The following is a 15,288-nucleotide window of genomic DNA, read 5'->3' as shown; positions in this document are numbered from 1 at the left end:
GGTCTTGCTCCTCTAAAGGTCAACAGGCACAGGCATGTTTGAGCTCGATCAAGGTCACGCCATTGCGTTTGAAACCGTTGCGCAAGTCCGTCTGCAACTCATCCAGGTTTTTGGGTTGGTTCACGGTGCAGCCGAACGCCTGGGCGAACAGCGCAAAGTCCGGGTTGCGTGGCAGCACGCCGATGGGCTCGATGTCCAGGCTGAGCATGTCGTCGCGGATCTGGCCGAGGGCGTCGTTGTTCCATAGCAGCACCACCAACGGGCTGTGCAGTTCCTCGACCGCGGTCGCCAGTTCCTGGGCGGTGTAGAGGAAGCCACCATCGCCCACCAACACCAGGCCCGGACGCAGCGGCGCGCCGAACTTGGCGCCAATGCCGGCAGGCAAGCCATAGCCCAAGGTGCCGTAGCCGGTAGGGTGCAGCCAACTGCGCGGGGCGCGGCTGCGGTAGGCGTAGTTGCCGGTGTAGGCCAACTGGGTCATGTCGCTGCTGATAAATGCGTTGGCGGGCAGCTCGGCCTCGATACGCTCAAGAATGCCTTGGTGAATGGTCTGCAAAGAGCGGTGCCCCCGCTCGACCGCCTCAAGCAATGTCGCGACCTTTTGGCTTGCCGCATCGGCGTTACGCGGCGCAGGCGGCAGACGTTCGAGCAAGGCCAGCAAGGTCTGTTGGGCATCGCCTTTGAGCGCCACGGCGCAAGGGTAGAAATCGTTGAACTTGCGCGGGTCGATATCGATGCGCAGCAGTTCGCCGGTGATGGGCAAGCGCTCGCGCCAGTAATCGGTGTCGGCCATTTCCGTGCCGACGGCCAGCACCACATCCGCCTGGCTGATCAGTTGCCAGCCGGGTTCCACGCACAGGGTGGCACCGGCATTCAGCGGGTCATTGACCGGCAGTAAACCCTTGCCGGCCACACTGCTGAAAAACGGCGCCGCCAACAACGTGCTCAAGCGCTGCAACGCATCACCCGCCGCCAGCGCGCCGCCACCGGCAATGATCATGGGTTGCTTGGCCGCCGCGAGCTTGGCTACGGCCAGCTCCAGCGCCTCGGCCGATGGCAGGCCGCGTCCCGGGCGCCGCACGACTTCATGGCTCCAGTCGCGTTTGATCGGCGCTGCCAGCACATCCAGCGGCACCGAAATATGCACCGGCCGTGGCCGCTCGCTGTCGAACACCGCATAGGCGCGGGCGATCAATTCGGGCAAATCCTCGGCACTCAAGGCCAGCGCCGAAAACGCGGTGATCGGCGCGGTGATGGCGCGCTGGTCCTGGGTTTCGTGCAGGCTGCCCCAGCCTTTGCCGAGGCTGGCGGTGTGGTTGACGCTGGAGATCACCAACATCGGAATCGAGTCGGCGTAGGCCTGGCCGATGGCGGTGGCGGCGTTGGTCACGCCAGGCCCGGTGATCACAAAGCACACGCCCGGTTTGCCGCTGACCCGCGCATAGCCGTCGGCCATAAAACCGGCGCCCTGCTCGTGGCGTGTCAGCACGTGGCGAATGCCGCTGCCGGGCAAGCCTCGATACAGTTCCAGGGTGTGCACGCCGGGAATGCCGAACACGGTGTCGACGCCATAATTAGCCAGCAACCGCACCAGGGCCTGGCCGCCGGTCAGGGTCTTATCTTGCATGTTCATCTCCTAGGCGAATCAACGCATCCACCGCCAGCGTGCCGTGGGCATTGACCAACAATGGGTTCACATCCAGTTCCAGCAACTGCCCGGCGTTGGCGCAGGCGTAATCGGCCACCGCGCGAATGGCCGCCACCAACGCATCCATATCCGCCACTTCACGCCCGCGAAAACCTTGCAGCAAGGCCGCGCTGCGCAGGCTGAGCACGGCGTTGCGAATCGCCTCATCGGTGGTCGGCAGCAGCAGGCTGCGGCTGTCTTTGAGCAACTCCACGAGGATGCCACCGGCGCCAATCACCAGGGCCAGGCCAAAGTCATTTTCACGTTTGATGCCCACGATCAACTCGGCCAAGGGCTTTGTAGCCATGCTTTCCAACAGCAATTGATCAAAGACAATGCCCGGCGCATAAGCGCCGATTTGCTCGCGCATCTGCTCCAGCGCGGCGGTCAGTGCGACACCGTCTTTCAGGTTGAGCGCCACTGCACCGGCTTCGGTTTTGTGCGGCAGGTCGGTGCTGACGGCCTTGAGCACCAACGGATAGCCCAAGAGTTTGGCGTCTGCGATGGCGCGCCCTGGCGTGCTCAGCACCGCCGCTGGCGTGCTCAAGCCAAAGGCGCGCAAGGCTTGTTTGGACGCCCATTCATCCAGCGCCAGGCCTTGGCCCGCAAGAGGCTGAGGGCACAGCGGTGCAAGGATCGACTCGCCGCGTTCCAACAACACACGGCGATGGTTTTGATAGTCGGCAATCCGCCCCCAGGCAGCCAGTGCATCTTCCACCCCTTGCAGCGCGGCAATGCCGTGGGCATGCAGGCGTTCGCGGGCATGGGCCGGCAGTAATTCGGGAAAGGCCGAGGTGACGAATCCGGTTTTGCCATGACGACTGAGCGCAGCGCAAAACAGCGCCAGCAACAGGTCGCATTCCTTGCGCTCGCCAGTGAATTCGGCCGGGTAATCCAGCACCAGCATCGCCGCATCGGCATCGGTGCGCAGGGCCGTTTCGAGCATGCGTTCGAGCGCCTCGCGGTCGCCCCAGATGGCGGTGGTGAAGTCCAATGGGTTGACCAGGTTGGCATAGCTGGGCAGCACCTGCGCCAGTTCCGCGCGCTGGCCTGCGTCGAGCTTCGGCAAGGCCAGTTGGTTGCGCTCGGCGTAGTCGGCAATCAGCCCCGCGTCGCCACCGGAACAGGCCAGTGCGATCAGGCAATTGCCGCCAGGTAGATTGCCGCAGGCCGCCGCTTTCAAGGTTTCGACAAAACTCACCGGCCCACTCACGCGGATCACGCCAAGGCGCGCAAACAGGCTGTCGTACAGCGCATCGGAACCAGACAGCGAACTGGTGTGACTCAGGGCCAACTCGGCGCCGATCTGCGACACGCCGGTTTTCAGCGCGATAATCGGGATGCCTTTTTCCAGCGCCTTGTGCGCCGCGCGGGCAAACCCCGGCACATTCTTCAAGCCTTCCAGGTGCAGGCCGATGGCGGTCACGCGCGGCTCATCGAGCAGCACGTCCATCAACTCGGCAACCCCCAACTGCGCCTGGTTGCCCACCGACGCCATATAAGCAATGGGCAGCGAGCGGTCGCTCATCGACAGGTTGTAGGCAAAGTTGCCGCTCTGGGTGAGCACCGCCACGCCCTTCTCTACCGCCTTGCCGCCGTGGGCCACCGGCCACAGCGCGGCGCTGTGCAAATAGTCCAACAAGCCGTAGCAGTTGGGGCCGAGCAAGGCCATGTCGCCCGCCGCTGAAACAAGCTGCTGTTGCAAGGCCGCACCACTGACGCCCGTTTCGGCAAACCCGGAGGCGTAGCAAATGGCGCCGCCGGTGCCGATGGCGGCGAGTTCGGCCACACAGGCCAAGGTCAGCTCACGGTTAGTCGCGATAAACACCGCATCCGGGCCGTAAGGCAAATCGGCAACCCGACGCACACACGGGATGCCGTCGAGGCTGTCATGCTGCGGGTTGACCAGCCACATCGGCCCGGTAAAACCGCCGTCGGCGCAGCGCTTGAGGGCGCGGGCCATGCTGCGCCCGCCGACAAAAGCCAGGTGCCGGGGCGCCAGCAGGCGCTTGAGGTTGTCGCGAATAGCCTGGGACATAAGCGTTCTCCGCGCCGATCAGCGCAACAACGGCCGCAACAGTTCACGGGCAATAATGTGCCGCTGGATTTCCGACGTGCCTTCCCAGATCCGTTCGATCCGCGCGTTACGCCAGATGCGCTCCACCGGCCCTTCATCCATCAAGCCCATGCCGCCAAAGATCTGCACGGCTTCATCGGCTACCTTGCCCAGGGTTTCACTGGCAAACAGCTTGGCCATGCCGGCCTCACCGTCAGTCATGCTGCCCTGGTCCATCTTCCAGGCGGTGTGCAGGGTCAGAAGCTCGGCGGCGCGAATCTGCGTGGCCATGTCGGCCAGCTTGAAACTCACGCCCTGGTAGGTGCCGATGGGCTGGCCGAACTGCTTGCGGTCCGCCGCCCATTGCAGCGACACCTCCAGCGCACGCTGGGCCTGGCCGACGCAGTTGGCAGCGACCATCACCCGGCCAGCGGTGAGCCAGGCGTTGGCGACCTCCCACCCCTTGCCGACTTCGCCCAGCACTTTGGAGGCTGGCACGCGGCAGTCGTCGAAGAACATTTCATAGGTGTGATAACCGCGGTTGCTCACACACTTGGGGCCACGGCGGATGGTCATGCCGGGCGTGCCGCGATCGACCAGGAATGCAGTCACCGCATTGCGCTGGCGGCCGTTGTGTTCGTAGGTGTCGGTGACGGCAAACACGATGGCAAAATCGGCATGGCCGGCGTGGCTGATGAAGTGCTTGCTGCCGTTGATCATGAAGTCATCGCCGCTGCGCACGGCGCGGGTCTTGATCGCATTGGCGTCGGAGCCGGCGCCGGGTTCGGTCAGCGCGAAACAGTCAATTTTCTTGCCTTGCACGCACGGCAACAGGTAGTCCTCGACCTGCGCGCCGGTGCAGGCCATGAGAATCTTGGACGGGCGCGCGACAAACACATGCAGCGCCCACGAGACTTTGGACAACTCGCGTTCGATCAACGCCTGGGACAGGTAATCCAGGCCACCACCGCCCACCTCTTCGGGCATGTTGAAGGCATAAAAACCGGCAGCGACAGCCTTGTCGCGAATCTGCGCGGCCAGCTCGGGCGAAACCGCGTCGGCACGGTCCACCGCGTCCTCATGGGGCAGCAATTCCCTGGCAACAAAGCTGCGTACCGCGTCCACCAACATGTCTTGTTCTTGGCTGAGTTGGAAATTCATGGCGCTACCTGTGTGTGCTTCCTGTGTGGGCTTAGTGACCGGAGAAAACCGGCAGGCGTTTTTCCATCGAGGCACGCAGCGCTTCAGCGCCGTCGTCGCTGCGCCCGCACAGCAGCCCGGCGGCCAGTTCGGCCTCAAGCTGTTCAGGCAGGCTGCGCCCGGCGCCTTCGCGGATCAGGGTTTTGGTCTGGGCGAAAGCGAAGGTCGGCCCGTTGGCCAGGCGCGTGGCCAGCTCGCTTGCGTGGGCATGCAGCTGCTCATCGGCGACCACTTCGCCCACCAGCCCGGCGGCCAGTGCACGCTCGGCGCTCCACAGCTCATCGAGGAACAGCAGGCGCTTGGCCTGCTCGCTGCCGATCAAGCGCGGCAAGTGCCAACTGGCGCCAGCGTCCGGCGAATACGCCATGCTGGTGTAGCCGGCCTTGAACCGCGCCGACTGGGCGGCGATGCGCAGGTCGCAGCACAGGGTCAGGTCCATGCCCGCGCCGACGGCGGTGCCGTTGATCGCAGCAATCGTAGGTTTGTCGAGGGTATGCAGACGGGTCATCAGGGCGTGAGCGGTTTCGGTCCAGCCGTAGGTTTCCAGGGCGCCACGGGACTCGGCGTCGGCCCACTCAGCCAGGTCGGCACCGGCGCAGAAACTACGGCCGCTGCCGGTGAGCACCACCACCCGCACGCTGGGGTCGGTGTTGAACGCGTCGAGCACCGCATGCAGGTAGTTGAGGGTCGGGATGTCGAGTGCATTGCGCTGCGGGCCACGGTTGAGCGTGATCCAGGCAACGCCAGCTTGCACCTGAGTGAGCACGGGCGAATCGGTAGTCATGGCTTCCTCGAATTATTTTAATTGGCGTGAGGGGTGCGACATGGCGAGATACTAAACGAGTGTTCAGCAAGGAGGCAATCGGCAAACTGCAAATATTTTCAGGGCGAAAAAAAACGCCCGAATAGAGCGTTCAGGCGCTGCAGGGAAGGTTCAGGCTTTGAGCTGGTAGCGCGCGCGACCGCCGCCTTGCAGGCCGTCCACCCAGGCTTCGCAGATCTGGATGCCCTGCTGCGGCGTGAACGTGCCGGGGTTGAGCCCCGACTCCAGCCACAAGCCATCGAGCAACGCGCTCAAGCCGATGGCGGCCAAATCAGCGTCGAATTGCTCCCAGCCTTCCTCTTTGGCCATGTCCGCCAACGCCGAACGCATGATGGTGCGGTACTCGCCATAGGAATGCTCGTGGGCCTGGTTGATCGCCGGCACGGTCTTGACCGCGCCCCAGAACACCAGCCAGGCGTCCAGCAGCTGTGGGTCGAGCAGTTCAGCTGAAAAGGAGCCACGGAACAGCGCCGATAAACGCTCACGCGGCTGCGGCGGCGCCTTGGCCATGGTCTCGCGCAACAGGCTCATGACTTGGGCGGTGATAGTGCGATAGGCCTCGGCCACCAACTCATCCTTGCCCGAATAGTGATGGCTGATCAGCCCTACCGACACCCCGGCCTCAGCGCTGATCTTGCGGATCGAAGCGCCCTGGAAGCCATCGCGCTTGAGGCACGTCAGCGTCGCCTGAACCAGGTTGGCCTTGCGCAATTGCGGCTCCATGCGGGAGAAACGCGATTCCTGAGTCATGGGGCGGTGTCCTTCGGTTGAGTCGGCTGCACGACTCTACCTCAGTCGCGGTAACCGGGCGACACCCGATCCAGCATCCGCAGCAACGCCGCCCATGCCAGCTGCATGGCATTCACATCGGTCAGCTCGCCCTCCTCCAGCGATCGGTTGGGATTATTGAATTGCTGCTCGGTGTAAGCGCAAACCTCAGCCGGCGGCAGGATCAGCTTGCCGCAGGCCTGCGCGGCGATCTGGATATCGCAGGCCTTGTCCAGGTAATACATGCGCAGAAACGCCTCACCAACCGTCGCGCCCACCGTCAACAAACCATGGTTGCGCAGCATCAGCACCGGCTTGTCGCCAAGGTCCTGCACCAGCCGGCGTTGCTCGTGCATGTCCAGGGCGACGCCTTCATAGTCGTGGTAGGCAACCTTGCCGTAGAACTCCATCGAGATCTGATTGACCGGCAACAAACCGCACTCCAGCGCCGCCACCGCACAGCCGGCACGGGTGTGGGTATGCAGCACGCACTGGGCGTCTTCGCGAGCGCCATGAATGGCGCTGTGAATGACAAAACCAGCCGGGTTGACGGCATAAGCAGAAGGTTCGACCGCCTGCCCGTCCAGGCCGATCTTGACCAGGTTGGAGGCGGTGATTTCATCGAACATCAGCCCATAAGGATTGATCAGAAAGTGATGTTCCGGCCCGGGAATACGCACCGAAATATGCGTGAAGATCAGGTCGCTCATGCGGTAGTGCGCGATCAATCGATAGCAGGCCGCGAGCTCTTCGCGCAGTTGCTGCTCGGTGGAGTGAGTCATTTTTATTCTCCAGGCACGGGGTTGGTAAAGGCGACGCTAAGCCAGCCGTCAGTAAAAAAACAAGTTGATTTTTTACTGGCGCTCGCCTCTTACTAGAAAAATAACAATAACAGCGCCTGGAGTATCCGCACCATGTCGCACGCTGCCTTCCCGCATCTGTTCGAACCCTTGGTACTGCGCGGCAAACGTCTGAAGAACCGCATCATGTCCAGCGGGCATGACACCTCGATGCCGACGGATAACCGGGTCAATGCGCAATTGATCGCCTATCACCGTGCGCGCGCCGAAGGCGGTGTGGGGCTGATTGTGTTGCAGGTGGCGGGCGTGCATGACAGTGCGCGGTACACCTCCCATGTGCTGATGGCCACCGACGACGCATGCATCGACGGCTATCGTGAGTTAGCCGATATTTGCCACGCTCAGGGCACCGTGGTGCTGTCGCAAATATTCCACCCGGGCCGCGAGATCATGGAGTCGGCAGACGGGTTGCTGGCGGTGGCGTACTCGGCGTCGGGAGTGCCTAATGAGCGGTTTCGGGTGATGCCACGGGCGCTCGACCAGGCGATGATCGATGAGATCGTCAGCGGCTACGCAGCAGCGGCCAAGCGCTTGCATCAGGCGGGCATTGATGGCGTGGAAGTGGTCGCCAGCCACGGCTACCTGCCCGCGCAGTTTCTCAACCCACGGGTTAACCGGCGCACCGATGACTACAACGGCGTGCTTGAACAGCGCCTGAGATTCCTGCGGGAAATTATTGCGGCCGTGCGCGCCGCGACCGACCCGCAGTTCATCATCGGCCTGCGCATTTCTGCCGATGAGCGCGACAGCGAAGGCCTTACCGAAAGCGAATCCCTGGAGGCCGTGCAACACCTGCAAACGCAGCTGGATTATGTGCATATCGTCGCCGGCACCTCGGCGTCCACGGGCGGCGCAGTGCATATCGTGCCGCCCATGGCCATCGCCGCCGCGTACCTGACCGATGCGGCCGCGACGTTCAAAGCCAGCCTGTCGATACCCCTGTTTGTCACCGGGCGGATCAACCAGCCGCAGGAGGCCGAGCTGATCCTGGCGCGCGGCCAGGCCGATGTGTGCGGCATGACCCGCGCACTGATCTGCGACCCGCTGATGCCGGCCAAAACCCTCGACGGCCGCGCCGAGGATGTCCGCGCGTGCATCGCCTGCAATCAGGCCTGTATCGGGCACTTTCACAAGGGCTTGCCAATCTCCTGCATCCAGCACCCCGAGACGGGGCGCGAGCTGCACTACGGTAACCTGCAACCGACGTTGAAACGCCGCCGCATCATGGTGGTCGGCGGTGGCCCGGCCGGCATGAAAGCTGCCGCTGTGGCCGCGCAACGCGGCCACGACGTGACCTTGTTTGAAGCCAGCGGGCAATTGGGCGGGCAAGTGCTGTTGGCGCAGTTGCTGCCACGGCGCAGCGAATTCGGCGGCGCCAGTACCAACCTGCAACGAGAGATGACGCTGGCAGGCGTGCGTGTGCTGCGCAATACCCGCGTCGACCGCGCCCTGGTGGAACAACAGCGACCTGATCACGTCATCATCGCCACCGGCGCCGAACCCTATTGGCCGGCATTCGAGCGAGGCGGCGAGCTGCAAGTAGTCGATGCCTGGCAGGTGTTACGCGATCAGGTCACCTTGGGCCGTTCGGTGGTGGTGGTCGACTGGCGCTGCGACTGGATCGGCCCCGGTATCGCCGAGCGTCTGGTGCGCGCCGGCCATCAGGTGCAACTGGCGGTCAATGGCACGCATTGCGGGGAAAACCTGCCGCTCTATGTACGCGACCAACTGGCGGGCGAGCTGCACCGCCTGGGCATCCCCATCATCCCTTATGCCCGCCTCTACGGCTGCGACGACAGCACGGTTTACTTGCAACACAGCGCCAGCGGCGAACCGATGCTGATGGAGAACGTCGACAGCCTGGTGTTGTGCCAGGGCCATCAGCCAGTGGACACTCTGGGCACGGCGCTTGCCGGGCTGGTGCCGTTTGAACGCATCGGCGACTGCCTGGCGCCGCGCACCGCCGAAGAGGCGATCTACGAAGGACTCAAGGTAGCGTGGAAACTCTGAACGACGAACCGCAGCCACTGTTTCTCGGTACGCGCATTCGCGGCCTGCGCAAGGCACGCGGCCTGACGCTGACCGAACTGGCGCAACTGAGTGAACTGACCGCCGGCTATCTCAGCCAGTTGGAGCGCAACCTGGCGTACCCATCGATCCCGGCGCTGTTCAATATCGCCCGCAGCCTGGGCGTGACTATCCAGTGGTTTTTTGCCAGCGAGGCCGCCCCTGCCCCAGCGGATGAAGGCTATGTGGTACGTAAAAACAATCGTCAAAGCATCCGTTATGAAGATGGCATCGTCGACCAACTGCTGACGCCATTGCCCAACCACCAACTGGAGATCCTGCACTCATGCTTCCCACCCGGCACCTACAGCCAGCAAAGCTACAGCCATGAAGGCGAAGAAGCGGGCTATGTGTTGAGCGGCACCTTTGAGCTGTGGGTCGGTGAGCGGCATTTTCTGTTGGCTGAAGGCGACAGTTTCAGCTTTGCCAGCAGCGAGCCGCACCGGTATGGCAACCCGGGCAAGGTGGATACAGTGGTGATCTGGGTGATTACACCCCCGACATTTTAGGCCGCTGTAGCAAATGCAGACGTTTCCTACGGGAACTGGCGACAGTGGCGCGGCTTGCCATCAGTGGTGAGGCACCCAGTCGCTTGCTATAAAAATGGCTACTTCTTTTCGAGGTTGTCGCCATGTCTTTATTGCATTTGTTGTTTGGGAAACCGACTCAGGATGATTGGGATCGAGTAAGGGATGTCAAATCCCGTAAAACCTGGAAGGTCGTACGTGGAGGCATCGGCCTGGACATCGATGAGGTTATCGCGTCAGAGGGTTACAGGGACGCTCTGCGCCAAGTGCAAAAAATGGAGTCAGACGACTCATGGGCCTGCTGATCATTGTGCCGTTACTGGTCAGTGGCTATCTGGTCTGCCTCAGGCACCCGTTTTTCTACTTGCGATTGCACCGATTCCAGGGACAGTTGCTTTACCTGCAGGTAGCAAGGCTCGGAATGCTCTGCCTAATCGTTGCCACGTTTTTGAGTGCTGCCCTGCTGACGTTATCAAAACAAGCAGCCTTTATCGCCGGGCATGAAGTTGCGGCGGACTACAGCCAAAAACTGGGTACGCTATTGGTACAACTCGACATTGCCAATGAGAAAAACTGCACGCTATGGGTTTTCATGTTGCAGGCGGGCATGACCACTCTGGCGATTCCTTTTTTCTGGGCAAGGCTATATGTACGCGCGAAGAAGAAAATGCTGAAGCTGGAAACCGACACGCAGCTCTACCACGTGCTTTCGCTGGGTATTCTTGAGGGCACGCCATTCAAGCTTTTATTGAGAGAGTCCATCGTCAAGTGTGTGCCGTGCATGTTCAGTTTGAGCGACAGGAAGGTCTATGTCGGGATTGTAGTATTCGCAGGCACCCCCACGGAGTCCGAAGGCATTGGTCAGGGGTTCAGCCTGGTGCCCATACTCAGCGGGTACCGGGACAAGGACACATTGGAGGTCACGCTCCACACTCACCACGCCCCTATAAACCGCCCCAGGCCGATCCTGCTGGTTCAGGAAAACGTCGTGTCGGCCACTCGTTTTGACTTCACCACATGGATCCGTTCCCAGTCCCGCAGAAGCCGAAAGGCGCAGCAGGGGCAGTTCTATCACCACCGCCCTGCGCGCCCGGCAGAAGCCTCGCGCATCTGCGCATGAAGCTGGGTATCACGGCCACTTGAACATATCGTCCACTGGTACACGGTAGCCGGTAGCCAGGCGGTTGGTCTCGTTGGCCATGCCGACCACGGCCTGCAATTCGCCAAACATCTCGTCTGTCATGCCGGCCTTGCGTGCGGCGGCGGTGTGGGAGGCGATGCAATACGGGCAATTGTTGGTCACGCTGACCGCCACATACAGCAACTCCTTGGTCAGCGGGTCGAGAGCTCCCGGTGCCATGATTTCCTTGAGGCTTTCCCAGGTGCGGCGCAACGTCGGCGGGTGGGCGGCCAGGCATTTCCAGAAGTTGTTCACCTGGTCGACCTTGCGTGTTTGCATGATGTCGTCGTAAACCGCACGCACTTCAGGGCTGGCGTCGGAGTATTCGGTGAGGTGTTGGGTCATGGTCTTTCCAAGGCTGGCATAAAGCATTCTGGAATACCGCGCCACACCCATGGCTGGCAAGTGAAGCCGGTAAGCATCGGGTGACAAAGTTGACCAGCGGTCATGCGAACCCGTGCTGTTGTGAATCAGCGTGCTGGGCACAGCCTGCTCACCCTGACAAGGCCGCGGGCATTCGTGACTTGTGGTTAAGAGTCCTTTTCGCAATGGGCGGTTTTTCCGAGTGAACGACGGGCGGATACTCGACTCCATTGTTCACACCCCTTCTGGAGTTACTGATGTCTACCCCAACCCCAAACGTCCCCGCCTTCGGCCTCGGCACCTTCCGCCTGCAAGGCCAGGTGGTGATCGACTCGGTGAGCACCGGCCTGGAACTGGGCTACCGCGTCATCGACACTGCGCAGATCTACGAGAACGAAGCCGATGTCGGCCAAGCCATTGCCGACAGCGGCGTAGCGCGTGATGAGCTGTTTATCACCAGCAAGATCTGGATCGCCAATTTCGCCGAAGGCCAGTTGATTGCGAGCCTGCGCGAAAGCCTGCGCAAACTCAAAACCGATTATCTCGACCTGACGCTGATCCACTGGCCATCGCCGGAAGACCAGGTGCCGGTCGCCGAATTCATGGGCCAGTTGCTGGAAGCCAAGCGCTTGGGACTGACACGCCAGATCGGCATTTCCAACTTCACCATTGACTTGATGAAGCAGGCAATCGCTGCGGTGGGTGCCGAGAACATCGCCACCAACCAGATCGAGTTGCACCCCTACCTGCAAAACCAGAAGGTTGTGGATTTTGCCACCGCCCAGGGTATCCAGATCACCTCGTACATGACCCTGGCCTATGGCGAAGTGCTCAAAGACCCGGTGATCCAGCAGATCGCCGAGCGCCATCAAGCCACACCGGCGCAGGTCACGCTGGCCTGGGCCATGCAATTGGGTTACGCGGTGATCCCGTCGTCGACCAAACGCGTCAACCTGCAAAGCAATCTCGAGGCCCTGCACCTGACCTTGAGCGCTGCCGACATGGCGCAGATTGCAACCCTGGAGCGTGGCCACCGTTTAACCAGCCCCAAAGGCATTGCGCCGAAGTGGGACTAAACCCCGGCCAGCGGTTTGCGCGATAATTCCCGCAGCCATGGCAACACCCGCAGGCCCGCCGTGGCTGCGGGTGGGTCGATGATGTCCATGAAGTGTTCGAGGTTGACGCTGTCCGGCACACCCGGCAACCGCACCAGCACCGCAGGCTGAGTATCAGCCGGTTCGCCCAGTTCCTGATGGTCATAGAGCAGCACATGCCGCACCTGAGGCTGCGGCCCGCAAGCCTGCAGCGCCAGCCCCGCATTAATGATCAATACGTCGAAGGGCTCGGCAGGGATCGCGGTGAGTATCTGGACTTCCTGGTAGGTTTGCACCGGCACAATGCGGTGGTAACCCAACTGATTGAGCATTTTTTCTATGTACAGTCGTTGCAGGTGTTGTTCATCGGCAATCAGGATGGTCAGTGCTTTGTTCGGCATGGCGAACCCCTGGGCTGGCAGCGCTCGTCAGTGAGCGTGCCCCATTCTCCAGACATATACCGAAGACAAAATCAGGCATGTTCCCCCTTCATGTAGGAGTTCTCCCAAATTCACCGAATGCCCCTCAACTGCAGTCAGGCCTGCTTGCAATAGTCACCCATGCGCTGGTGCAAATCAGCAATTGCCGTGTCAATTGTTGCAACAGCCGCGCCTAATGTGCTGCGCTCCTGTCGCTCACACACCGCCTCCAGCATTTCGCAACTGGCTATCAATGGCTCGGCCTTGACCATTCGCGCCCCACCTTTGACGCGGTGTGCGAGGTCATGCAGCCCACTAAAACTATGCTGACGCGCCAGCAACGCCAGCATCGCGCGGTCTGCCTCCAAACTGTCGAGCAAGGCGCTCAAAAGCTCATTGAGCGCGGCGTGATCGTCTCCCGTGACGACCTTCAAAGCCTTTAAATCAAACCCTGGACCAGCGTCGGGTGACTCAGGGCCGAGCGCATAGACGCTCAGCGCAGAGCGCAAGTCCTCAAGCCCGGCAGGCTTGAACAGGCAACCATCCATGCCCGCCTGCCGGCAGCGCTCGGTTTCTTCCGGCTGGGCATTGGCGGTAAACCCCAGCAGCAGGCAGGCGGGCAAGCCATGCTCACGCTCTTGCGCACGGATTTCACGCGCCAAGGCATAGCCATCCTTGAGGGGCATGTTGCAATCGGTGATTACCACATCCGGCCGCTGGGTTTGCCAGCGTTCCAAGCCCTGGACGCCATCTTCGGCGGTGCTGATGCGATGCCCCAGAAAGCTCAGCTGCCGGGCCAGCAGCAGGCGATTGGCCGGGTAGTCATCCACCACCAGAATGTCCAAAACACGCACGGGACGGGTAGGTTCCGGCGTAGCCGAAACCTCGGCCGCTATTGCTGCTGTGGTGGCCAACGTGAGTGCTACGTCCACCCGTGTCCCCTGCCCCAGCGTACTGCTCAACTGCAGTTTCCCCGCCATCATTTCGCATAGCGTGCGGCTGATCACCAACCCCAGGCCCGAGCCGCTGCGCGCCGACTGCTCGGTATTGCTGCCCTGGATAAACGGGTTGAACAGCCGCTGCTGGTCCTCGGCACTGATGCCTATGCCGGTGTCTTCTACCCACAAGGTGAGGTTCAATTGGCCGGGGTCCGATGCCAACCCACAGCGGCCGCCCAAGCGCACCCGGCCGTGGTCGGTAAACTTGATGGCATTGCTCAGCAGGTTGGACACCACCTGCTTGAATCGCAACGGGTCGATCAACACCGCGCAATCCATCTGCGGATCAAGCTCTACTTGCAGCGCCAGGCCTTTCGCGCGCGCCAACCCTTCGAATACCCGCGCCACCGACTTCAATAGCTCATGCAGGTTGGCCGGTTCAAGGGACAAAGACAAATGGCCGGACTCAATTCGGGCAATATCCAAAATGTCGCCGATCAGGTCCAGCATGCCGTGGGAGGCCACCGAAGCGACTTCCAGGGCGTCACGGTCGGCGCGCCCTTGTTCAGCGTTGGCCAGCGCCAGCTCGATCATGCCGATCACCGCGTTCATGGGGGTGCGAATTTCGTGGCTCATGGTCGCCAGGAACGTGGTCTTGGCACGGTTGGCGGCGTCAGCGTCCTCCTTGGCTTCCTGCAACTGGCCCAGCAGACGCTGGCGCTCGCTCACATCGACCCAACCGGCAATCATGCCCACGACATTTTCGTCGCCATCACGGTACGGCAGCATCCAGTGGTAAATGGTCAACACCTTGCCCGCAGGCAACCTGAGCACCCGATCATGAATCTGCGGTTCGCCCCGCTCCATCAACCGCAGATAGTCCTCATGGAATGACTGGGCCTGCGGCGGGTTGCCGGTGTCGGTCTCGATCACCGTCTTGCCGATCACCGCTTCAAGCTTGAAGCCAAACACGTCCAGGTAGGCACTGTTGCAGGCCATCAGCCGCCCCTGGCGATCACGCACGTAGATCGGGTGGGGCGTACCGTCGATCAGCACGCCCATAAAGCGCATCTGGTCACTTAACGCGCGTTCGGCCTGAGCACGCTTGCGTATCAGGCTGCGCAGGTAAATCGCCCATCCCAGGGTGATCAGCAGCAATACCGCTGCCAGGCCGAATCCTTGGATAATCGTGCGGCGATGGCGTAGCCAATGGTCTTCGATGATGACATCGGTGCGCCATTGGCTGATCAGTTCATCCATTTCCTGAGGCGGGATGCTCAGCAACGCCTTGTCCAGTATCGAGTAC

13 protein-coding genes are annotated in these 15,288 nt (G+C 61.7%); 4 read left to right on the top strand and 9 right to left on the bottom strand.

Annotated features, from left to right (window positions below; genetic code table 11):
- Positions 1-19: 19 nt before the first annotated feature.
- From GIW28_RS03505 to GIW28_RS03480, 6 genes are all read right to left on the bottom strand, one after another.
- Positions 20-1,627, bottom strand: coding sequence for a 5-guanidino-2-oxopentanoate decarboxylase (locus GIW28_RS03505; protein WP_236447013.1), 1,608 nt, complete (start codon positions 1,625-1,627; stop codon positions 20-22).
- On the bottom strand, positions 1,617-3,725 hold the full coding sequence (locus tag GIW28_RS03500) for an acetate--CoA ligase family protein (protein ID WP_176991992.1): 2,109 nt from the start codon (positions 3,723-3,725) through the stop codon (positions 1,617-1,619). Before GIW28_RS03500 ends, GIW28_RS03505 begins: the two co-directional genes overlap by 11 nt.
- A gap of 18 nt (positions 3,726-3,743) precedes the next feature.
- Positions 3,744-4,904, bottom strand: a complete 1,161-nt coding sequence (locus tag GIW28_RS03495) for an acyl-CoA dehydrogenase family protein (RefSeq protein ID WP_236447012.1) — start codon at positions 4,902-4,904, stop codon at positions 3,744-3,746.
- Positions 4,905-4,935: 31 nt separating this feature from the next.
- Positions 4,936-5,727, bottom strand: a complete 792-nt coding sequence (locus GIW28_RS03490; protein WP_169987095.1) for an enoyl-CoA hydratase/isomerase family protein — start codon at positions 5,725-5,727, stop codon at positions 4,936-4,938.
- A 150-nt stretch (positions 5,728-5,877) separates the two neighbouring features.
- Positions 5,878-6,516 (bottom strand): TetR family transcriptional regulator C-terminal domain-containing protein, encoded by a 639-nt coding sequence (locus tag GIW28_RS03485; RefSeq protein ID WP_236447011.1) that lies wholly within the window; start codon positions 6,514-6,516, stop codon positions 5,878-5,880.
- A gap of 41 nt (positions 6,517-6,557) precedes the next feature.
- On the bottom strand, positions 6,558-7,316 hold the full coding sequence (locus GIW28_RS03480; RefSeq protein ID WP_169987093.1) for a class II aldolase/adducin family protein: 759 nt from the start codon (positions 7,314-7,316) through the stop codon (positions 6,558-6,560).
- 132 nt (positions 7,317-7,448) lie between these two features.
- Between GIW28_RS03480 and GIW28_RS03475 the strand changes: the two genes are divergently transcribed.
- From GIW28_RS03475 to GIW28_RS03465, 3 genes are all read left to right on the top strand, one after another.
- The gene (locus GIW28_RS03475) at positions 7,449-9,404 is read left to right on the top strand and encodes an oxidoreductase (RefSeq protein WP_236447010.1); all 1,956 of its coding nucleotides are present in this window, start codon (positions 7,449-7,451) and stop codon (positions 9,402-9,404) included.
- The gene (locus GIW28_RS03470; protein WP_017139004.1) at positions 9,392-9,970 is read left to right on the top strand and encodes a helix-turn-helix domain-containing protein; all 579 of its coding nucleotides are present in this window, start codon (positions 9,392-9,394) and stop codon (positions 9,968-9,970) included. The genes GIW28_RS03475 and GIW28_RS03470 overlap by 13 nt, the downstream gene beginning before the upstream one ends.
- Positions 9,971-10,280: 310 nt before the next feature.
- Positions 10,281-11,108, top strand: a complete 828-nt coding sequence (locus GIW28_RS03465) for a hypothetical protein (protein ID WP_236447009.1) — start codon at positions 10,281-10,283, stop codon at positions 11,106-11,108.
- Positions 11,109-11,117: 9 nt separating this feature from the next.
- Here GIW28_RS03465 and GIW28_RS03460 read toward each other — a convergent pair whose 3' ends face one another.
- Complete coding sequence (locus GIW28_RS03460) at positions 11,118-11,513, bottom strand: carboxymuconolactone decarboxylase family protein (protein ID WP_017139001.1); 396 nt, start codon at positions 11,511-11,513, stop codon at positions 11,118-11,120.
- Positions 11,514-11,788: 275 nt separating this feature from the next.
- Between GIW28_RS03460 and dkgB the strand changes: the two genes are divergently transcribed.
- A complete protein-coding gene (gene dkgB, locus GIW28_RS03455) occupies positions 11,789-12,607 on the top strand; it encodes a 2,5-didehydrogluconate reductase DkgB (RefSeq protein ID WP_186617368.1) in 819 nt (272 codons plus the stop codon).
- Here dkgB and GIW28_RS03450 read toward each other — a convergent pair.
- A complete protein-coding gene (locus tag GIW28_RS03450; protein ID WP_017138999.1) occupies positions 12,604-13,026 on the bottom strand; it encodes a hypothetical protein in 423 nt (140 codons plus the stop codon). The genes dkgB and GIW28_RS03450 overlap by 4 nt on opposite strands.
- Before the next feature lie 134 nt (positions 13,027-13,160).
- On the bottom strand, positions 13,161-15,288 hold a 2,128-nt coding region (locus GIW28_RS03445; protein WP_236490385.1), incomplete at its 5' end, for an ATP-binding protein.

It is taken from the genome of Pseudomonas sp. PA-5-4B, from assembly GCF_021606215.1.
Taxonomy (GTDB): Bacteria; Pseudomonadota; Gammaproteobacteria; order Pseudomonadales; family Pseudomonadaceae; genus Aquipseudomonas; species Aquipseudomonas edaphica.
The sequence above is the reverse complement of the archived record's forward strand: the minus strand, read 5'-3'. Positions and strand labels throughout refer to the sequence as shown.